A 19,938-nucleotide genomic window follows, 5' to 3' on the forward strand; every position below is an offset into this window, starting at 1 on the left:
GCGATCAAAAGGTAGTTTTAGTGTCAAAGTTAATTTACTCATAGTAGGATTAATGATAACACAACCCTACACAATTGTGTAGGACAGTACGGGATCAATCCCGTGGCTCATGTTTCATCCAGGGGTTAAAACCCCCTGGCTCTCATCTTCAACTCAAACTTTTGTAGCTTTCTGTGACAATATTGTTGTGGCTCACGGGGTGAAAAGCACCTCAAAACTATTGTGATATAAGGGTTTCAACTATTAAAACTCTGTATCAAAAAGATTTTTCCTGTTTGATCATGATCATCATTTTTTCCTTGGCCTGTTAAATCTGAAAGCCGTCGAAAACATATACAAAGATTTTTAACATTATTTTCCTGAAGTCTTGCCTTGTTTTGGTTCCCTATGATTACAATGATTATCAGTAGAAAATTTTCTGATGGTAGTCGATTAATTCTAACTATAGATAGAACACAATGGACAGATCAGAATATATTTGTCATAGGAGTTATCTACCAAAAACGAGCCTCATCTATTTATTGGCAAGTTTGAGAAAAAAAAGGTAGTAGTAATTTAGGACAACAGAAGGCAGTTATTTGGCCAGTTTGACGTTGATTGAAAAAAGATAAACTTGTGATGATTGGAGACCGGGAATTTTGCTAACCCAAAGCTCCGCTAACATGGTGTCAAATTATCACACTGGTCGAATATTTTGCAAGCTCGTAGAATAGGTGAGTTGTTAAATGAATATTTAGCAGAGATGACAAAAGCCATTTTTGCTAATGGTGTTACTGTGGATAAGTTTGTGGGAGATGCTGTGATGGCAATTTATGGTTCACCTGAAGAGTTGACAGCAGATGAGCAGGTGCAACGAGCAGTGGCTTCAGCTAGGGCCATGTTAAAAGCTTTGGATAAATTATTGGATAAATTAAATGAGAGGTGACAAAATCTGGTATTAATTGGCCCGAATGGGGCTTCACCAGTGAGGTTTCGTTGTGGTATTCATCAGGGTAATGCTGTAGTGGGAATGTTTAGTGGTGCAGAGCGGTCTGATTATACAGCTATTGGCCCATAGGTAAATATTGCAGCTCGGCTACAGGAAGCTGCAGAGCCAAATACAATTTTGGTATCGCAGACTGTTGCTAACTATGTGGATAGTCGAGAGGTGAAAAAGTCTGGGTATCTGAAGTTGAAAGGTATAGATCAAGAGGTTTTAGGTTTTGTAGTTAGTCGAGACTCTATAACTTAAAGCTCAGATGGCAGTAAATATGATCTAAAAATTTTTTCTGCTAGACTTGTTGCAATTCTAGAAAAGTGTGTTATAGTAAAGAAACAACTGCGGGTGTAGTTTAGTGGTAAAACCTTAGCCTTCCAAGCTAATGATGGGGGTTCGATTCCCCCTACCCGCTTATAAGATAAAATAACGAGTTTACAACCTTTCAACCTTCTTTCTTTACTAGACAGATGAAAAAATATGAAAATGTGTACAAAAACCGTACAAAGAAGCTTACTTAAACCTAACTAAAATTGGCCAATTTTTAATGGCTTGTTTAACTATAAAGGGAATGACGTCGATGCCTTAAAAATAGCTAGAACCCGTGCTTATTCAGGATTTATGCCTTTTTGAGGTAAAAGCCTCTGCCTATCTATATTTGAGCCTATTTTGTGGCTTTAGTGGCGTTGCTGATTTGGGGTATGATTTGTATTTTTTGGCGATTGCTAAACTATATTAATGACAAATATTTGAGATTCTTCAGTTTTTATTTTCATACCTTGATTCAGCAACGCCGCTTTATTTTGTGTAAGTCCCACATTGTATAAATAATTCCACTGCAGATCTTAGGAATAGTAAATTGTATATATTTCAATCTAAAAATCGAACAATTTTGGCTCATAGATTATCGAATTTATGACCCAGATACTGATAAAAAAACAAAAATAGATCATCTGGAATAAATGATTTTATGTGCAGTAAATAATAAAAAATTACCATTTAAGACTGTGCTGATGGATAGTTGATATCCAACACAGTTGAGTGCTTTTGAGATTCCAGTTGAAAAACCATCTTTATTTCCATGAGAGTTTATGCTTTTAATTATAGTTAGATTGTTCCCAGAATTATCTGGGAAAAAATAATCTAAACTAAAGCAGCAGAAATAAGTTCATTTGCTATATCAAAATTAGCTGTCACATTCTGCACATCATCAAGATCGTCAAGAGCATCCATTAACTTGAGGAGTGATCGTGCCTGGTCTGGTTCTGTCACCTCAACAGTATTACTAGCAATCCATCGAAACTCAACTTCACTCACATCAAAACCTTTACCTCGTAGCATCTGACTAAGATTTTCCAAATTAGTAGTTTCAGTAAATACCTCTGCACCCTGAAAATCTTCTTCACAAATCATTTCATAATATTCCGCTTCTCCTTCAACAGATGCTTCCAATAATTCATCCTCATCAACAGACCCTGTAATAGTCACCACACCCTTGTGGTTAAACATCCAACTTACGCAACCAGTCTCACCTAAATTACCTCCATTTTTAGTAAATGCACTTCTGAGGTCTGCTGCTGTACGGTTACGATTATCTGTAAGTCCCTCAATCAGAATCGCTATCCCACCTGGCCCATAACCTTCATAACGAATTTCCTCAAGTTCATTACCATCATTGAACTGACCAGAACCTTTAGCGATCGCCCGCTCGATATTATCATTGGGAATACCTGCCACCTTTGCCTTATCTATCGCTGTACGCAACTGAAAATTACCAGCCGGATCAGCCCCACTACGGGCAGCAACAATGATCTGGCGAGAAATTTTAGCGAACACTTTGCCTTTAACGGCATCAACTCTAGCTTTTTGGCGTTTAATATTCGCCCATTTACTGTGTCCTGCCATAAAATCAAATAGCGTAAAAAAAATACATTTTCATCACTAATGTTGATAACTATTCACAGGCATAAAAATCCTGGTACAATAGTTATCAAACTTCTATCGAAATTATATTTTAACGCTTTTTATGGCTTTCCTCAAAACTCAACTATGAGTTAGGCTAAACAAACCTGACATTGGTTTCTATATTATCTAGATGAGAAGTATCCCCACTTAATTCCATGACCCATTGTTGTTTTTCACGAACAATTTTAACTAAACAACAAAGAGAGGCTTTGATTTCCATCTTAGCAATTTCACCTACTAATCCTGCAGCAGTGCCAATAACTGAAGCTCCGTGCCCCAGTAATAAAATATTTTCTGTGGGAAACTGTGCCACTAGACCTTGAGAAGTTTCTCCAGTGCGCTTCATACAAGCTTCCCAAGTTTCAGGATATTGGGGAGTGCCTGCATTGTAAGAAAGATCTATTCTTTTGTAAGCTTTGGCCATTATTTCTAGGGATATAGTTTCTGGCATAGCAGGCATCCATTCTGGATTTAACCATTCACACAAGCCCCAATCTAGTTTAATAGGTAAATCAAGAACTTCTGCTACTTCATTGGCAGTTTGTACGGTTCGCAGAAAGGGAGAGGAAAAAATTTGAGTGATATTTTCCCCAACTAAACGGTTTGCTAGTTGTTTGGCTTGAATGACACCATCATCCGACAGATGAGGATCGTATGGTCTTTCAGCAGTGTTAAACCATTCGGGGTTTACGAAGTCGATGCGGTTTCCGTGCCTTGCTATCCAGACTGTTTGTTGAAACATAGGTTCATCTGTTGCAGATTGCAATTTTAAATATATAGCAATTCAGAAGTCTGAGAGACCTCAGACTAATTATCAAAAATAATTTGGCAAAAAGGAAATTGAAAAATTATATAGCACTACGTCTTTTAGTTGGGACAATAAATTTTGGTTGTAAGGGAAAAGTCAATAGCGGTGCGACCCTGCGACGACGACAGTCGCAAGCGGTCAATCTTCGGAGCTTCCCGTAGGGTGGGATGGCGAGGAAACCCGCTCTTGTAGAGCCGCTCGCTCCGCTAACGCCATATCCAATCGACCAAGAGAGGGAATAAGCACTCCTGTGAGGGAACAGGGAACAGAGGAATGTCAAGAGCATATTTGTGTAGCGCTATAGTTGAAATGATATACTCCCATCTGATCGGATATCTATAACTCTATGGTTACTTCCATCTTTAAATCTTGACTATTGTCCCATTGCTTTATTGCGTTTGGCATTACTTATAAAACAAAAATCATAACTATCCTCTTTCTTTACAAAATCTTCATAAAACTTTTTAGTATCTTTACCGTATCTTTATGTAAAAATACGGAAATAGCTGCTAGTTTATATATAAATAAATTAAGTATTAACTTATTTGTTAATTATTATTTTATTGGTTTGTGTGTTGTAATTAGCTTAAGCTTCCTCAAGAAGAGGGGGCTATTTTTTTTGAGACGCTGAAATACTTTTTTAGATGAAGTCCTATTTATTTTGGTACTGATATGAAATATAAATAAAGAATACTACTAATAATTTCCCTGCTTAAAAGACTTTACTTAGGAATGTCGATTTGACTAAAAATAGAGTTTTACTCTACTAAATGATATATAGGCTATTCCTACTGACTCCTGTACGTCGCCAATCCGACGACTCCCCTACCTGGGTCCTGATATCATGTCCGGTAGCATCGGTATTGTAAGCGTGAAGGTAAGGAAGAAGGAAGAAGGAAGAGGAAAGAAGGGTTAAAAGCTTGAAAAAACGTAAATTTCCTGTAGATATTCACCCTTGGTTTTACACAAACGCGCCCCAGCGGACATGATATGACTCCTTAAAACAACCTAAGTATTTGTAGCAAAAATTTTAGTATTTCATGGCTTTGTTGCACAAACAGAGCAAATAGGGTAAAAATAATAGTGCGTGGCACAACAAACGAACACCAACGTAGACATGAGCAAGTCCAAGTCTAAGTCTAAGTACCTCCTCAGCAACTGGTCTGAGTATGATGCTTCCTTAAAACAGAAAGGAAGTCTGACATTTTGGCTAAATGATGAAGTGATAGAGCAGTGGGTAAACCAACAGAAGACTGGAGGTAGGGGAGCATCTAATACTTATAGTAATCTAGCTATAGAACTAACGGTCATTCTCAGTAGTTTGTTTGGATTAGCAGGACGACAAACAAAAGGGTTGTCGCGATCGCAACATTCATGCAACAAAGCCCTTCAAAACTACTAAATCTTGACTACATCCGCCGACATAATATCCACCTCAATTCTACAGGTGGTCTACCATTGGCTAGAGGAAATATATCTCTACCAGTCGCCCAACTTTCAAACCAACTTGTAGGAGGCCAAGCTGTTTGAGGCAGATGTTGACGTTCATATTCTATAACTAACTCATTAGAAACGATCGCTAAGGGTAAACTCTGCATCGCTGTGGCAAACTCCTTAGCAGTGAACAAACTCGACCAAGATAACTGTGCCATCTCTCGGACTAACTCATCCGGTACATACCCATCTACGGTTAAAAATATATTGAACAGAAGCATACCACCAGGACAAATAAAATCAGACATTTTTGCTAGAAATAACCGCAGTTGCTCTACATCGCGAAAATGAGATACTACTTCTGTGGCGATCGCCAACTGATAAAAAGCTGGCTGCATTCGTGTCAGTGGGTCGAGAATATCTCCCTTAATCACATTCATAGATAAATTTTCTGTAGTTATCGCTGTTTGCAACTGTTCAATAAAAGCAGGGGTTAACTCTAAAACATCTACAGAATGACCTTTTCGTGCCAAAGGTAAAGCATTCCTACCCGTTCCCCCACCCACATCTAATATTTTTAATGAAGTGTTTTTACGAAATTCTGCCACAGTTGCTAATACTCTAGCATCAGGGTGAGAACCAAACAAGGGAGGCTTTCTCTTCTCTACCCAAGACTTGTACTGTTCCTCTAAAGTTGGGCTACGAACAGTTACTTGGCAAGCCATACCTTTTTTGGGAGGCTTAACTAATTCATACTGAATAACTAATATTGAACTTGTAGAAATATTAAACCCCTCTGCCAACTTCCTTTCTATCATTTGACGCAATTGTAGTTGTCTTTCCTTGGGCATTGGTCTACCCAGGTGAGAAAATAAGCTTTCTACAATATTTATGTAATGCTCAAGCATACCAGGCAGACATGGAAATGCCAACTCACCACCTCCTGAAATATAGCTATCAAGCTTATATATAACAGCTTTTTTGAGAATAGCTGGAGAAGTTACAAGTGGCAGTTGGTCACTTATGAATAATGTCTGTTCCTGGTTCATCAGCAGATTCTGCTTTAATTAATTTTTTGACAGTTTAGTATAATATTATTGACATCAACTAACTATTGTTGAAGAAGGAAGTCTGAAGTTAATTTTTACTTTTAACTTCTAATTAGTCCCTGTAAAAACTATTTCTGGAAATTTTGATTGAACTTCTGTCATTGGCCGTCTTCTTCCCTCTTCTTGCCAGTAGTTAATTATCTCAGTAGCTTGATTGAGAAGATCGACCCGGTCTGATTCATTAATCCAATGTTTGGCTTCTATTTCTTTTCTTAATTCTTCCCAAGCATCATTGCGAGGCCAGAAAAAATAACAAGTTAAGGGGCTAGTACCATTTCCTACCACTTGATCTACTGCAAGTGCTACATTATCTTCTAACCAAACTACTTTAAGTATGAATTTGGACAATTTACCTCCAGAGCCAATATTAGGCTAATTTCAAAACTTTGCACAATATTTAATCATACCACGGAAATTGAGTGATGGACAAAGCAATTTTGGTTTTTGACATTGATGGTGTAATTCGGAATGTTGGAGGGTCTTATCGACGGGCGATCGCGGATACGGTAGAGCATTTTACATCCGGCACATTTTGCCCCACTTTGACAGATATTGACCAACTAAAATCTGAGGGTGTTTGGAATAATGACTGGGAGGCTTCGCAAGAGTTAATTTATCGCTATTTTGAAGGCCAAGGTCAAAAAAGAGAGGATGTTGGTTTAGATTATCAAAAGTTAGTGGCTTTTTTTCAGTCTCGTTATCGGGGTCCCAATGAAGATAATTGGACTGGTTATATTTGTACGGAACCGTTGTTAGTGAGTTCTGATTATTTTCAGAGATTGACAGCAGCAGGATTTTCTTGGGGATTTTTTAGTGGGGCAATGCGCGCAGAAGCTGCTTATGTTTTGGAAGGTAAGTTAGGGTTGAGTTCCCCTGTAGTAGTGGCGATGGAGGATGGACCAGGAAAACCTGACCCCACGGGGTTATTTGCAGTATTGGAGACATTGGAAAAACAGCATGGTTTAGCTGAAAATCTACCTGTGATTTATGCTGGCGATACAGTGGGAGATATGTATACGGTGGAGAATGCTCGTCTAGCAATGCCATCGAGAAGTTGGACAGGGGTGGGTGTGTTGCCTCCCCATGTGCAGGAAAGTCAGACAAGGCGAGAGACTTATAGTGCAAAGCTGTTGGAGGCAGGGGCAAAGGTGGTTTTGAGTAATATTGAAGAATTGTCTGAAGAAGCGATCGCTCGCGCTTTGTTGAAGAAGGAAGAAGTGGATGGGGACTCAAACCCTAAGCAATTGTAAACACTGTATAGAACCCTTATGGGATCTATTTAAAAATAGAGGGAGAGTGTGGGAGGTGTGGGAGGTGTGGGAGGTGTGGGAGGTGTGGGGAGCAAATTTCAACCATTGCCAGACACTGATTATGGCACGGATACACGGATAAAGAACGGATAAAGATTGGTGAATCCGTACATCTGTGGCCAAATCCTGGTCTAGCAATGGGGATGGCAGTGACACCTTAAAAAGGAAGATCATCCCACTGCTGTTGCTGCTTTTGTGCCTTCAACCAGTCAGGGACATAAATCCATTGATAATTGCGAGGATACTTGAGAGCGGAAGGAGAGGGAAATACCCGCCGAAACCGCAAACTCCGATCGCCAAAATTAATCAATAAACCAATAGACAAACCTGTGTGATTGAGATAAGTAATCACTTGGCCTAAATACTTTTGATGCAAAGTTGCAAAAGCCTTGATTTCTAAAATAACCTCTTCCTCAACAATGAAATCAGGAATATAAAAGCCCAACAAATTATCCGATTCATAAATAGGCAATTTTTCTTGAGGTTTAAAACCAACTCCCTCATTTGTTAACTGTTGTTCAAGCGATCGCTGATAAATTTCTTCCCGATAACCAGGCCCCAACTTATTATGAACAGTCATAGCTGCCCCAATAATCTTATAGGTTAAATCCTCATGTACTGCTTTGACTCTACCTCTCATATTTGCACCTTCAGATCAAGAAAAAAATCTAAAACTATTTTGGCATAACCTCCAACCCCTATAGCTAGACCAGGATTTGGCCACGGATATACAGATTAGCCAATCTTTAGATCCGTGTATCCGTGGCATCATCTTTATCCCTGTATCTGTGGCATCATCAGTGTCTGGCATCCGTGGCATCATCTTTATCCCTGTATCTGTGGCATCATCAGTGTCTGACATCCGTGGCATCATCTTTATCCCTGTATCTGTGGCATCATCAGTGTCTGACATCCGTGACATCATCTTTATCCCTGTATCTGTGGCATCATCAGTGTCTGCCGTGGCATAATCAGCGTCTGACAGAGGATGGGGTTGAGTCTCAACTCCCTACTTCAATTAACTAGGTTCTGGAATTGTAATATCTATTGAAGTAATTTTCAGATCGTTTCCCAGACTACTCAGAGGTGGTTGAATATCTTCTTTGTTACCCACCACTAAAGTTACAGTTTTATCTGGTTGCAAATATTTTTGAGCTACTCTTTGCACATCCTCAACGGTAATATTTTCTATTTCCTGACGATAGCGGAAAATGAAATCTTTAGGATAATCATAATATTCATATCTCATCAAACGAGATAAAGTTTGAGCTGGATCTTGAAAGTTGAAAATAAATGAGTTGAGAGTTGAATCTTTGGCATGGGTGAGTTCCTCCTGTGTAATAGGTTGAGTGCGAATACGTTCAATTTCTTCATTCACAGATGTGATAAATGGCACGGTTGCATCCGAACGAGTTTCACCCCCAGCAATGAATACTCCTGGATAATCATAGTTAGGACTCCAATAAGCAGAAACTGAATAAGCTAAACCTTGACGCGATCGAATATTATTAAACAAACGTCCTCCCAAACCATTAAGTACCTCATTCATTACGCTCAAAGCTGTATAATCAGGATTATCTAATTTTCCGCCTAAGTGACCCATTTGTACATAACTTTGAGTTAGCTGGGGTTGGTCAATAAAAAACATATCACCGACTTGAGCTTGACTAACATTTGGTAGAGGTGGTTTTACTGCTTTAATGCTTGGTTGCCAGTTGCCAAATTGCTCTGTAATGAGCGATCGCATCTGTTTAGTCTGAAAATCTCCTACTATTCCCAAAATCATATTCTCAGGATGGAAATATTTAGCATAGAAATCAATTAAATCTTCTTGGGAAATATTGTTGAGGGTTTCATATTCAACAGTTCGAGCATAAGGACTTTCTGTCCCATAAATCAATTTTTGGAACTCACGACCAACAATAGATTCAGGGTCGTCATTGCGACGAGCAATTGCACCTTGCCATTGTTGTTTGGCAAACTCTAGTTTTGCTTCAGCAAATACGGGTTCGCGAATTACTTCGGTAAATAATCCAAATACTTCTGTCAAGTCTTCAGTCAGGCAACTGAACCTGGCACTACCAGCAGTACCACCGATACCTGTTTCTACTACTGCTGCTTTTTGTTCGAGTATTTGATTTATTTCTTCAGGGGAATGTTGAGTTGTGCCACCTGTACGCATTACAGTTCCAGTTAAGTCTGCTAACCCGACTTTATTTTCTGGTTCAAATCTTGAACCTGTCCGGAATATTGCTCTACCACCTATGAGCGGTAATTCATGGTCTTCCATGAGATAGACAACGATGCCATTATCAAGTTGAAAGCGAGTGTACTCTGGTAGTTCTAATTCTGGTAGTGGGGGAAATTCCAGTTCGGTATAATGTTTGGCTGGAGTTATAGCTATGGCTGGTATTTGCCCTAAAATAGCTAACAGCATTACTACGGCTAAAAATGCTGTGATGAAAATTTTGGATTTAGTAATTTTTCTTTTATAGTTAGAAAGCATTGTTTGTAGGTTTTAGGTGGTAGGTCATTTCAGTTATCAGTTATCAGTAAACTTTTCTTGAGCTGCCATCTTCAGAAAGAAAAAAAACTCCTGACTTCTGACTTCTGACTCCTGACTTCTAAATTATCATACCTAATTTACTTGGGAAGTAGTCTGCCAATAGTACGGTTTTCGGCAACGAAAGTTTTTTGAGCTACACGCAAAATATCTTCTGTAGTTACTGCATTAATGGCATCTAATTCTTTAAACAGATTTTGCCACGAACCAGTTTTAACTTCATAGCTCAAGAGAGCAGAAACCATTCCTGTATTAGAGTCAAGAGAGCGTAATAAACCTGCCCGTGCCTGAGTTTTCACCCTTTCTAACTCTTGCTGAGAAACTGGCTCTGTTTTCAATTTTTCAATTTCTGTCTGCAAAGCTGCTCCTACTTCATCCACATTACTATTGGGAGCAGTCAGAGCATAAAATAGCATCAGATGTGGATATTTATCTCCTGGATAACTACCAGCTCCTCTTGCTACTAGCGCTATTTGCTGTTTCTGAACTAATGACTGATAGAGGCGAGAAGTACGACCATCACTCAAGATGCTAGTAATCATTTGATAAATTACATTGTCAGGATGATTTGTTGCAGGTCGGTGATAACCCTCTATATACCAAGGTTGGGATTTCAATTTCATTGTTACTTCCCCTAGTTCAGTTTGGGGAGGTTCGACAATATTAAGTTGTGCTGGTTTTTCTCTAGTTTTGTAGCGACCGAAATAAATTTTTGCTAATTTTTTGACTTCTTTGGGATCGACATCTCCAACTATCCCTACTGTTAAATTACTGGGAACATAATGGGTATCAAAAAAGTCGCGCACGTTTTCTCTGCTTAAATTTTCGATATCTTCTTGATAACCAATAACAGGGCGACGGTAAGGATGAACTTGGAAAGCTTTACTTAAAAATTTTTCCAACAGTTGGGCAACAGGTGAATTTTCTGTGCGCGATCGCCTTTCTTCGAGAATTACTTGTTTTTCTTTGTAAAATTCTCTAAATACTGGCTCCAAAAATCTTTCTGACTCCAAAGACATCCATAATTCTAGTTTATTGGCAGGTAAACTGTAGAAGTATAGGGTGTAGTCTGCGGAGGTGGCAGCATTCAGTCCAACCCCTCCTGCTTGTTGGACAATTTTGGAAAATTCATTTTGATTTACATATTGAGATGCCAGCTTTTGAGCTGACTCAAATTCTGCTAAAAGTTGGGTGACTTGTTCAGTTTTTTGCTTGGCACTAGCTGTTTGAATTTCTGCAAATATCTTATCTAGTTTTTCTAAAGCTTTTTTTTCAGCTTGATAATCTTTTGTACCGATTTTTTTTGTGCCTTTAAAAGCTAAATGTTCTAGGTAATGGGCCACACCTGTTTGACCGTCCGGTTCGTTCGCCCCACCAACATCAGCATAAATAGAAAAAGATATGACTGGAGCATTATGCCTTTCCAATACGATGAATTTCATGCCATTGTCAAGGCGAAATTCTGTTACTTTTTTGATTACTCGGTCTAGGTAAGGCTTAATTGATATTTTTTGGTCGGGAGTAGATTCCCGTGCTAAGGCCATATTTGCGGGAAACCCAAACCAAAACAAACTTATGGTAATCAAGCAAAGACATAAGTTGAGCGATCGCTTTTTTAGTTGGGCCAATTCAAACCTAGCATTCAAGAATTTAGAATTTAGAATTAAGAATTTAGAATTACCTCTTCTGATAAATAAGAGGATTGAAGCAAAGGATTTTTCTTCTTTTTTCTCTATGAATGGAGAGGCTTTATACCTGAATTTTTCGGTAATGATTTTTTTATACCAAGCTGGTAAGAAAGTTTGCATAAATATTAAAAATTTAATCCTTCGAGTTGAGTAGATTTTATCTCAGAGCTTTCTGTAAATAGTTCTATTTTGAGTTTACCTTTAAGAATTTGAAATTTTGACTTCCACATAGCAATGCTATTTGGACATATCTGCATAGGTAATTGAATTTTTGATTGGGCGACAATTAGGATTATATTCTGAAGTCTGAGATTTTGCGAATATTAGCGTAGGGTGCAACTTTTTCGATTATACAAAATAGCAGTCAGCAGTCAGCGGTCAGCGGTCAGCTATTTCAATTCTATAAAGCTGAAGTGCTGAGGTGCTGTTAGCTCCGCATTCCGTAGGAAATGCTTACATAAAATCTTTGTTAATTAATGCTGAAATTGCCAAATTATAAGGCTACAACTGGTTAAAATAGCATAAAAGTTTGAACTATTATGAAAGTTTTAACTAAGTTACCAACTTCGGAAATACAAACACGAACTAAGATATTACAAGCAGCTCAAAAGTTGTTTGCTAAATCTGGATATGATGGTACTACGATTCGAGATTTAGCCAAGAAGGCAGGAGTTGCAGAGGGTACTTTGTTTCGTCATTTTACTAATAAAAAAGCGATTTTGATTGAGTTAGCTACACAGGGTTGGGTAGAAATTCTCACAGATTTATTAACAGAATTAAGTGAGATGTCTAGTTATAAAGCTGTGGCACAAGTGATGCGTCGCCGGATGTTAAATATTAATCGCAATGCAGATATGATGAAAGTCTGTTTTTTGGAAGCACAATTTCATCCAGAGTTGAGGGATAAAATTCAATCGGAAGTTATTGAGAAAATGACGGATGTGGCGGAGGCTTTTTTTGCAACAGCAATGGAGCGGGGTGTATATCGTCAGATGAATCCGAAACTTGTGGCACGGGTATTTTTAGGAATGTTTGCGATCGCGGGTTTTAGCCAACAAACTTTATTAGAACCTGATGCTTCTCCTCAAGTAATGCAAGAAATGGCGGAGGGATTAGCTGATATTTTCTTGAATGGTGTTTTGGCCTCTGAAGAAGGTGTTCAATAATTAATAATTAATAATTAATAATGGCTTTGTTGCATGAATGTTGCGATCGCAACACTCCCCCGCAAGAGAAATTAATTAGGAAGCTACAAAGTAGCTTTCTGGCTTACAGTCCTGTATCATACGATTAAGTATGGCGCATTGTATGAACAACTCCACTGCCTGATTATCAAATTTTCGTCGTCGCAACTTACCTCCAAATATCACTTTTAGTCTAAACATTGTGGTTTTCCTACGGAATGCTACGCAAACTGATAGGGAGCGTTGATGGTAGCCACTTTCACGCTTCCATTTCTTTCGCCCCACTTGTCTAATGCGTCTCAGGTTTTGATCTCTAGGATGAGGAGTACCTTTGCAGTTGCCATGCTGCCAAATCACTGCATTTTTTCGTGGCGGAATGGTCGTTTTTGCCCCTAGCTGACTGGCTTTTTCATAACATTTGCATTGATCATAAGCCCCATCACCTGATACTTGAGTGATTTCACCTTCTACCCCATACCCCATCTAATAGGTCTCCAAATACTTGGTCGTCACTCACATCATTAGTTGTTACCACCGCCGTGACAATCTCTCCCGTGGCCTCATTCACTCCTAGGTGCAGTTTACGCCATGTTCTACGTTTACCTACACCATGAATCCTAGTTTTCCATTCCCCTTCGCCATACACTTTGACCCCTGTAGAATCTACTACTAAGTGAATTCCTTGTGCCGTTGGTATTACTGGCATAGCAATGTTTAATTTTCTAACTCTACGGCATACAGTACTGTGGTCTGGTACGGGTAAGTCTAGTTCCATTAAATCAAATATAGACTCCACAAGTCCTTCTGTCTGTCGTCCTGCTAGTCCGTACAAGCTGCTTACAGTGACCATTAATTCAATAGCTACATCACCATAAGTATTAGATGCTCCCCTACGTCCTTTCCTCTGTTGGTTTACCCACTGCTCTATTACTTCATTACTGAGCCAAAATGTCAGACTCCCTCTCTGCTTTAAGGAAGCATCATACTCAGACCAGTTCCTGACCCGATACTTAGACTTAGATTTGGACTTGGACTTACTCATATCTACTAGGTTTGGTGTGCCACAAACTGTTATTTTTACCCTATTTCCTTTCTTTGTGCAACAAAGCCATTAATAATTAACAATTAACAATTACCTCTTCTGTAATAGAAGGATTGGCTAAAAGGAATTTTTTGATTTTTTCTCCATGAATGGAGAGGCTTTATACCTTTATTTTTCGGTAAATGTTAGATATTGGAGAACTTCAGGAATTATCAGCCTTTTGTGAAACCATTGTAGGGACGTTCAATAGAACGTCCCTACAGTCTTTTTAGCAGAAAATTTACAAAAGTTTAATTATGGTAAGCGGATTTAATATTAGTGGAGGGGCAGTGGTTATGGCCATATTGAGAAAGGAAGCAATCTCAAGGGTATGAGGTGCATCAACATTTTGTTATATAGTGAGGTTAATGGGTAGTACTCCTAATTGTTCAACTGATACTATCCACCACCACCGCCACCACAACCACCGCCACCGCCACCGCCACCACAACCACCGCCACCGCCACCGCCACCGCCACCGCCAGGGCCGCCACCAAAACCACCGCCACTGCCACCACCGCGAGTGATGCTACCTCTTCCACTACTACCACTACTACTACTACTAAAACAAACCAAGGCGATCAATAAAGAGACTATCAATATTGGAAATATAGCAGATATTAGCTCTAATAATCCTGAGAAAAAAGAGTTAACTGCCTGATAGCGCTGCCAATTTGCTTTTGAAACATCAAGAATATTATGAGGAAATAGCACCAAAACTTCTATTTCTTGTTGCGGTGGAATAGCTTTTTTAGCTACAAATTCCACAGTTGTTGAATTAATTTTTTGAGCTTTTGCAGGAAATCCAAAACTTTTATATGTTTGAATTTTTTCTGATAAAACTTCTGGCAGTCGGACTATTATTTTGGCATTCTTAATCACAGCACTCCGGTTAGCAAATATTGCTTTCCAGTAAACTTTATCTCCACTCTCATTAATATGTAAACCACCAATTACTCGATATTTCAATACAAAAGTATGTGCTTCAGGAACATTGAGTTGATGTTGCCATTTAATCCATATCTGGTTATTTTTGATTCCAGTTTGACTAGGAATTTGTTCCTGATTTTCCCAAACTGTAACATCGGTAATTTTATCTACTTTATCTAGTGGAATATATCGATATCTTTGGTTGGTATGAGGTTGGGTGAAGACATATTTCTGGGTTTCGCTGACCAGCATATCTCCATTTTTTTGCACATCTATTTCAACATTGATAAAATCCCAGTAAAAAGGAGAAGTTCCCTGAGCAATGGTTTGTAATGCTGGAGATAAACCAATCAATATTGCTACCAAAAAAGTTAATATTTTTCGTAGTTTAAATCGGGATTTTTTCCGAGAGTATGGTTCAATCAAAACTGGTAATTCATTCATTTTTTCTTTTCCTGAGTCGAAGTGAAAACTTTGGTTGCAAATCAAGACAAAATAAAATTCAGTGTATTGATCTCCACAATATTTGTATAAATACAATATTTCAGAGATCAATAAGTCTGAAAAATCATAATTATTCCTTGATAAGTAGAGAAATTGTTAATCTTAAATTGATGCTTAGTCAATTATCCAATAACCATTTTCCCTCCAATATTGTTCATTTAAAGCTTCTTCTAAATTTTGTGGTTGGATCAAACCTTGGAACATTAAAAGTTCTCCTAGTTTCATATGCAATGAAGTCTGAATGTCTATTGCTTGGTTTAGTTGAACTTGCGAAATTAATTGTCTTCGGATTAAAATTTCACCTATTTTCATAATCGTGTTTCACCTTAATTGATGTGGTCTGTTCATTAACTACTAGCTCTTGTCAGAGAGAACTTATGCAAGTTCTGTAAAATATTTCTTAAAAGTGCATAAGTTCAAATCATCAGAGACTATAATAAAAATGAAATTAGTTATCGTGTTTCACCTTAATTGATGTGGTCTGTTCATTACCTACTAACTCTTGTCAGAGAGAACTTATGCAAGTTCTGTAAAATATTTCTCAAAAGTGCATAAGTTCAAATCATCAGAGACTATAATAAAAATGAAGTTAGTTGATGAAGCTTTAAATTTTAAATCTTATGAATCAATCGAACACAACTATTTATCAATCATTAGACTATCAAATCAATAATTTATTAAACGAAAAGTTGGCCAAAAAATTAACCATTGGCAAGTATATTCACAATAAAACTAACTATTTTGTTTATAGCTGTGACAATTAAACATCACTCTCCCATTTGGAAACTTGAATATTTTTATTTCAATTATTATATCTAGCTTTATTTGGTATTCTTTATTTGAAAACAATTTTCTGTTTTTTGAAATGTAAAACTACTATAAATAATAGGATTTACATTAGAGTTTTGGTCTTGATACATAAAGATTACATATATATAATCTGCATCAGCTAGTTTGGGATATTCTTGATTAACTAACTTAACTGTATTTTCAGCAATATTTTGAAGTTTTTGTTCTGTCAAATTATCCCAACTTTTATCAGCAAAAGTAATTTCTAAACTTCTGATATAGTTAACGTCATTTGTCAAATCAACGCCTAAGTGATTACTGCTTCTAATATTAAAAGATACACCAGCTCCTCCTGGATGATTTTTGCTGAGAACTGCAGATAATTTTATTCCATCTTCCAGGGTACTTATCATTCCACAACTACTCAGTAATAAAAAAGGGAAAAAAATCAGTGAAATTATTCCCAAGCGCAAAATAGGTATTGGCAAAAATCTACTAATTGAAAGTCTAGGTTTGGTTTTTGGCAAGTTTATTTTCATAATCATTCATGTTCTACCTTAATTTATGTGGTCTGTTCATTACCTACTAGATCTTGTCAGAGAGAACTTATGCAAGTTCTGTAAAATATTTCTCAAAAGTGCATAAGTTCAAATCATCAGGGACTAGAGTAAAATAGAACCTTTAGGAGAATGAATTTTGAATGCTAATCAGCGTAAATACTGATTCAATAATCTTGAATAATACTGTGGAGGAATATAGGGGGGAGACAAATGGTTCTCAGCAAGAACTACTGGACATTATGCAAAATTGATTTAACTAGCTATGATGTGTCTGGTTATCAGAAGGGATATCGAGAGGACTTACTATTGCCTGTTCAACAACAATTTCAAATCTGGTTTCCATCTATTGCTGAACTCAAAGAAGTCTCCTCCCAAGATGACAGAAAAATTCAAGCTACTTTGCTATCTCACTTTCTATCTCAAAATTCGGCCTCTTCTAAGGAATGCAGCATAACAGCAGGACTTTCTTTGCGCTGCTATATTTCTCATGGCATTGTTCATGCTTGTCAAAAACTGGCTCAACAATTTGGCGATCGCTATGGTTTTTCCCACTTAGACTTGTTGTACCTGGTACTCACTGATGATGGTAAGATCAAGAACTTTCAGGAAGTTAGCGAAAATTCTCAGTCTTCTTACCCCTATTTTTGGGCGCACATTTTGAGAACATTCAATCCTGATAAAGCTGGACTCTGGAATTGGACTTATTTACTCACCCGTCGCCACCCAGAACTAACTCGAACGTTATGGGTGGAATTTGGTTTATCTTTAACTACTCCTTGGGGAAAACTAAATGAGATTAAGCGTTACCAAATGGAAACTCTTTCACCTCAAGAACGGGATGTGGTAGAAGCATTTCATGGGGTATATCGCCGCGACAGACGAGAACAGGGTGCAAGGGGCAAATGTCCTGAACCTTCTGAGTCTCAACTTCAGGAAATGCGCGATCGCCTTTGTCAAAGGAGAATTATATATAATTCTTCAGATGAACTACTCGAACAATTGAAAACTATTGCTAAGTTTCTACAGGAACAAATTTTCAATCCAACTGAGATTTCACCACCCTCTAATGCTTCAGCAATGGAACTTGAATTTCTAGACGAACATCGCGATCGAGCTATTATGGATGCTATTGAGGGAGTGCTTTATCAACGTTTGCAGAAACTACAAAAAAGTGCTTGGTATAGTGAATTTGCTCCTCATTTTTTACCTAGTTTACGACTAATTTATTGTGAAAAGAAATCTCAAAGTGAAGTAGCTAAACAATTAAATATGAATAATCAATCTCAAGTTAGTCGAATTTTAAAACTAAAGCAATTGCTGAAGCAAATTCGAGAACAAGTAATGGAGCAATTGCTCCAGATTTTGTTGAATCAAGCAGAGTTAAATTCAAATCAAGGGGTTTTAGATCCAAATGCTTTTGATTCTTTAATTGAACTATTAAGTCGTTATTTAGATGAAACCGTTTTTCTAGAGGCAGCTAAGGAAATTTCTACAGCAAAGAAATACCAAGAAATGACAAGTTTATTCGCTCAAAAAATGCGCTATTATCTTGAATATAGTCAGCCTATTTGACAGAATAATAAATATTAAAATAACTACATTAATTATTGCATTTTCCACAAAAAGCAAATTTTAAATTACAACAACAAACCGGAGAAAAATATGAATATTTGTTCTAATTATGGGCAAACAAACAGACAGTATTACCGACAATTGCACTCAGAAACTATTGATTTAGAACCTGAAGATTTTCAGCAAGCAACTCTCTTGAGTGGTAAATTTAATAATGAAGCCCAAAAATGGCAAGCTTATTTGAAAATTTTGGGTTTATTCGCACTAAAAAGAAGGTTGAGCGATCGGCATTTAACATTAGATAATCAAATTGAATCTCTGCCAGCTAATCAAATTATCAGTTCAGAACCAATGAGTAATCTGCAAGTCGGCGGATTTAAAGTTTGCTTACTGACAAATGAGAGTATAGTAAATGAAGGAATTGAAATTCCCGAAAAAATGATTAATTCCCCAGATTTTGCTGCTCATTTCTATATAGTAATACAGGTTTTAGTAGAGGAAGAAGAAGCTATTATAATTGGATTTATACGATATGATAAATTAATAAATCAGTCTTTACAAAAAAACAAAATAGGAAATTATCAACTTTCTTTGCCTGAACTAAATTCTGACTCCAGTCACTTAATTTTAAATCTTAAATATTTGAGTCCAGTAGCTATTAAAATCCCAGAAAATACCTTGGATGAATCAAAATATTGGGAAAAATTAACAAGTTGGTTAGAAGGTATTTTGAGAGAAGGTTGGCAACCAGTGGAAGAACTTATAGGAAATCGTAAACCGATTATACAAATGGCTTTCAGTTTAGATAAAACAACAGAAAAATTATCTCCCAAAGTAGTTAAAAAAATTATTAAACAATTCCAAATGACTCAAAAACAAAGAGGCAAAATACAAACAGATTTATCTCAACCTGAACTCTCAGATACAGAAGTAAATAAAGCTCTAGTAAATATTTTACAAACAACAGAAGATGAAGAAACACGCTGGCAAATTGCCGAATTGTTGTGGGAAATAGACCCTAGTAATCCAGCAGCAGGTGTACGTCGTGCTATGGATCTAGGAATACAACTGGCAGGAGTTCCAGTGGCACTAATGATAGCAATTTTACCCAAACCAAACCAAAGATTTGCTGTTCTTTCCAGAGTTTATCCTCTGCAAGACCAACGTTTTTTACCAGCAAATTTAAAACTCATTGGTTTAGATGAAATGGGGGAATCTTTATTTGAAATTCGTGCTAGAGAAAGAGATGATTATATTCAGTTCAAATTTACCGCCGATCCAGGCGATCGTTTTAGTCTTCAAGTTAGCCTTAATTCTGCCACGGTGACAAAGGATTTCATAATTTGATTACATAAAGGATATGGTAGGTTGGGTTAAGCGGTAGCGCAACCCAACAACAATGTCTAAAAATATTGGTCTGCAAGAAGAATAGTAGTAGCAAATCAGGACTTATAGAGGTTTTCAG

19 protein-coding genes, 1 tRNA gene and 1 pseudogene are annotated in these 19,938 nt (G+C 37.4%); 9 read left to right on the plus strand and 12 right to left on the minus strand.

The features are described from left to right. Positions 1–694: 694 nt before the first annotated feature. From F6K18_RS37355 to F6K18_RS22285, 3 genes are all read left to right on the plus strand, one after another. Complete coding sequence (locus F6K18_RS37355) at positions 695–925, plus strand: adenylate/guanylate cyclase domain-containing protein (RefSeq protein WP_375341338.1); 231 nt, start codon at positions 695–697, stop codon at positions 923–925. Positions 926–1,105: 180 nt separating this feature from the next. Continuing rightward, entirely contained in the window at positions 1,106–1,231 is a 126-nt protein-coding gene (locus tag F6K18_RS37360; RefSeq protein ID WP_375341339.1) for a hypothetical protein, read from the plus strand. Positions 1,232–1,320: 89 nt separating this feature from the next. Then, positions 1,321–1,391: transfer RNA gene (locus F6K18_RS22285), tRNA-Gly, on the plus strand. Positions 1,392–2,119: 728 nt separating this feature from the next. On the opposite strand, the gene F6K18_RS22290 is transcribed toward F6K18_RS22285, so the two are convergent. Together F6K18_RS22290 and F6K18_RS22295 are read right to left on the minus strand one after the other, a co-directional pair. Further along, positions 2,120–2,881 (minus strand): YebC/PmpR family DNA-binding transcriptional regulator, encoded by a 762-nt coding sequence (locus tag F6K18_RS22290; protein WP_287524174.1) that lies wholly within the window; start codon positions 2,879–2,881, stop codon positions 2,120–2,122. Between the two features lie 154 nt (positions 2,882–3,035). Next, the gene (locus tag F6K18_RS22295) at positions 3,036–3,683 is read right to left on the minus strand and encodes a histidine phosphatase family protein (protein WP_287524304.1); all 648 of its coding nucleotides are present in this window, start codon (positions 3,681–3,683) and stop codon (positions 3,036–3,038) included. Positions 3,684–4,836: 1,153 nt separating this feature from the next. On the opposite strand from F6K18_RS22295, the gene F6K18_RS22300 reads away from it, so the two are divergent. Next, positions 4,837–5,151, plus strand: coding sequence for a transposase (locus F6K18_RS22300; protein WP_287524177.1), 315 nt, complete (start codon positions 4,837–4,839; stop codon positions 5,149–5,151). A gap of 7 nt (positions 5,152–5,158) precedes the next feature. Here the strand turns inward: F6K18_RS22300 and F6K18_RS22305 are convergent, their stop codons facing one another. Together F6K18_RS22305 and F6K18_RS22310 are read right to left on the minus strand one after the other, a co-directional pair. Continuing rightward, positions 5,159–6,232, minus strand: a complete 1,074-nt coding sequence (locus F6K18_RS22305) for a class I SAM-dependent methyltransferase (protein ID WP_287524180.1) — start codon at positions 6,230–6,232, stop codon at positions 5,159–5,161. 108 nt (positions 6,233–6,340) lie between these two features. Further along, entirely contained in the window at positions 6,341–6,640 is a 300-nt protein-coding gene (locus tag F6K18_RS22310; protein WP_124143727.1) for a 30S ribosomal protein PSRP-3, read from the minus strand. Between the two features lie 74 nt (positions 6,641–6,714). Here F6K18_RS22310 and F6K18_RS22315 point away from each other — a divergent pair, with 74 nt between their 5' ends. Then, positions 6,715–7,542, plus strand: a complete 828-nt coding sequence (locus F6K18_RS22315; protein WP_287524182.1) for a TIGR01548 family HAD-type hydrolase — start codon at positions 6,715–6,717, stop codon at positions 7,540–7,542. 217 nt (positions 7,543–7,759) lie between these two features. On the opposite strand, the gene F6K18_RS22320 is transcribed toward F6K18_RS22315, so the two are convergent. From F6K18_RS22320 to F6K18_RS22335, 4 genes are all read right to left on the minus strand, one after another. Beyond that, complete coding sequence (locus F6K18_RS22320) at positions 7,760–8,242, minus strand: GxxExxY protein (protein WP_124143725.1); 483 nt, start codon at positions 8,240–8,242, stop codon at positions 7,760–7,762. A 15-nt stretch (positions 8,243–8,257) separates the two neighbouring features. Beyond that, complete coding sequence (locus F6K18_RS22325; RefSeq protein ID WP_287524185.1) at positions 8,258–8,515, minus strand: hypothetical protein; 258 nt, start codon at positions 8,513–8,515, stop codon at positions 8,258–8,260. Between the two features lie 105 nt (positions 8,516–8,620). Further along, positions 8,621–10,039, minus strand: coding sequence for a M16 family metallopeptidase (locus F6K18_RS22330; RefSeq protein ID WP_375341340.1), 1,419 nt, complete (start codon positions 10,037–10,039; stop codon positions 8,621–8,623). Positions 10,040–10,245: 206 nt separating this feature from the next. Continuing rightward, complete coding sequence (locus F6K18_RS22335; RefSeq protein WP_287524306.1) at positions 10,246–11,709, minus strand: pitrilysin family protein; 1,464 nt, start codon at positions 11,707–11,709, stop codon at positions 10,246–10,248. 683 nt (positions 11,710–12,392) lie between these two features. Between F6K18_RS22335 and F6K18_RS22340 the strand changes: the two genes are divergently transcribed. Then, complete coding sequence (locus tag F6K18_RS22340) at positions 12,393–13,019, plus strand: TetR/AcrR family transcriptional regulator (protein WP_287524189.1); 627 nt, start codon at positions 12,393–12,395, stop codon at positions 13,017–13,019. 75 nt (positions 13,020–13,094) lie between these two features. Here F6K18_RS22340 and F6K18_RS22345 read toward each other — a convergent pair. From F6K18_RS22345 to F6K18_RS22355, 3 genes and pseudogenes are all read right to left on the minus strand, one after another. Beyond that, a pseudogene (locus F6K18_RS22345) lies at positions 13,095–14,079 on the minus strand (IS5 family transposase). Between the two features lie 438 nt (positions 14,080–14,517). Next, positions 14,518–15,492: a DUF2207 domain-containing protein gene (locus F6K18_RS22350; protein WP_287524192.1), complete on the minus strand. Its 975-nt coding sequence runs from the start codon at positions 15,490–15,492 to the stop codon at positions 14,518–14,520. A gap of 174 nt (positions 15,493–15,666) precedes the next feature. Continuing rightward, positions 15,667–15,864, minus strand: a complete 198-nt coding sequence (locus tag F6K18_RS22355) for a hypothetical protein (RefSeq protein WP_287524194.1) — start codon at positions 15,862–15,864, stop codon at positions 15,667–15,669. 308 nt (positions 15,865–16,172) lie between these two features. Here F6K18_RS22355 and F6K18_RS22360 point away from each other — a divergent pair, with 308 nt between their 5' ends. Continuing rightward, a complete protein-coding gene (locus tag F6K18_RS22360; protein ID WP_287524195.1) occupies positions 16,173–16,316 on the plus strand; it encodes a hypothetical protein in 144 nt (47 codons plus the stop codon). 57 nt (positions 16,317–16,373) lie between these two features. Here F6K18_RS22360 and F6K18_RS22365 read toward each other — a convergent pair whose 3' ends face one another. Beyond that, positions 16,374–16,886: a hypothetical protein gene (locus F6K18_RS22365; RefSeq protein ID WP_287524197.1), complete on the minus strand. Its 513-nt coding sequence runs from the start codon at positions 16,884–16,886 to the stop codon at positions 16,374–16,376. Between the two features lie 225 nt (positions 16,887–17,111). Between F6K18_RS22365 and F6K18_RS22370 the strand changes: the two genes are divergently transcribed. Together F6K18_RS22370 and F6K18_RS22375 are read left to right on the plus strand one after the other, a co-directional pair. Further along, positions 17,112–18,473, plus strand: a complete 1,362-nt coding sequence (locus F6K18_RS22370; protein ID WP_287524199.1) for a hypothetical protein — start codon at positions 17,112–17,114, stop codon at positions 18,471–18,473. Positions 18,474–18,563: 90 nt separating this feature from the next. Further along, a complete protein-coding gene (locus F6K18_RS22375) occupies positions 18,564–19,820 on the plus strand; it encodes a DUF1822 family protein (protein WP_287524201.1) in 1,257 nt (418 codons plus the stop codon). The last annotated feature ends 118 nt before the right edge of the window (positions 19,821–19,938 follow it).

The sequence above is a fragment of the Okeania sp. SIO2C2 genome, from assembly GCF_010692625.1.
GTDB classification, from domain to species: Bacteria; Cyanobacteriota; Cyanobacteriia; order Cyanobacteriales; family Microcoleaceae; genus Okeania; species Okeania hirsuta.

What these genes read in the sequence shown, in the direction of transcription:
- F6K18_RS22290 (WP_287524174.1), bottom strand. Translation starts at nt 2,881, where the DNA reads ATGGCAGGACACAGTAAATGGGCGAATATTAAACGCCAAAAAGCTAGA.
- F6K18_RS22295 (WP_287524304.1), bottom strand. Translation starts at nt 3,683, where the DNA reads ATGTTTCAACAAACAGTCTGGATAGCAAGGCACGGAAACCGCATCGAC.
- F6K18_RS22305 (WP_287524180.1), bottom strand. Translation starts at nt 6,232, where the DNA reads ATGAACCAGGAACAGACATTATTCATAAGTGACCAACTGCCACTTGTA.
- F6K18_RS22315 (WP_287524182.1), top strand. Translation starts at nt 6,715, where the DNA reads ATGGACAAAGCAATTTTGGTTTTTGACATTGATGGTGTAATTCGGAAT.
- F6K18_RS22320 (WP_124143725.1), bottom strand. Translation starts at nt 8,242, where the DNA reads ATGAGAGGTAGAGTCAAAGCAGTACATGAGGATTTAACCTATAAGATT.
- F6K18_RS22325 (WP_287524185.1), bottom strand. Translation starts at nt 8,515, where the DNA reads ATGTCAGACACTGATGATGCCACAGATACAGGGATAAAGATGATGCCA.
- F6K18_RS22330 (WP_375341340.1), bottom strand. Translation starts at nt 10,039, where the DNA reads ATGCTGTTAGCTATTTTAGGGCAAATACCAGCCATAGCTATAACTCCA.
- F6K18_RS22335 (WP_287524306.1), bottom strand. Translation starts at nt 11,709, where the DNA reads ATGGCCTTAGCACGGGAATCTACTCCCGACCAAAAAATATCAATTAAG.
- F6K18_RS22340 (WP_287524189.1), top strand. Translation starts at nt 12,393, where the DNA reads ATGAAAGTTTTAACTAAGTTACCAACTTCGGAAATACAAACACGAACT.
- F6K18_RS22350 (WP_287524192.1), bottom strand. Translation starts at nt 15,492, where the DNA reads ATGAATGAATTACCAGTTTTGATTGAACCATACTCTCGGAAAAAATCC.
- F6K18_RS22355 (WP_287524194.1), bottom strand. Translation starts at nt 15,864, where the DNA reads ATGAAAATAGGTGAAATTTTAATCCGAAGACAATTAATTTCGCAAGTT.
- F6K18_RS22360 (WP_287524195.1), top strand. Translation starts at nt 16,173, where the DNA reads ATGAATCAATCGAACACAACTATTTATCAATCATTAGACTATCAAATC.
- F6K18_RS22365 (WP_287524197.1), bottom strand. Translation starts at nt 16,886, where the DNA reads ATGATTATGAAAATAAACTTGCCAAAAACCAAACCTAGACTTTCAATT.
- F6K18_RS22370 (WP_287524199.1), top strand. Translation starts at nt 17,112, where the DNA reads ATGGTTCTCAGCAAGAACTACTGGACATTATGCAAAATTGATTTAACT.
- F6K18_RS22375 (WP_287524201.1), top strand. Translation starts at nt 18,564, where the DNA reads ATGAATATTTGTTCTAATTATGGGCAAACAAACAGACAGTATTACCGA.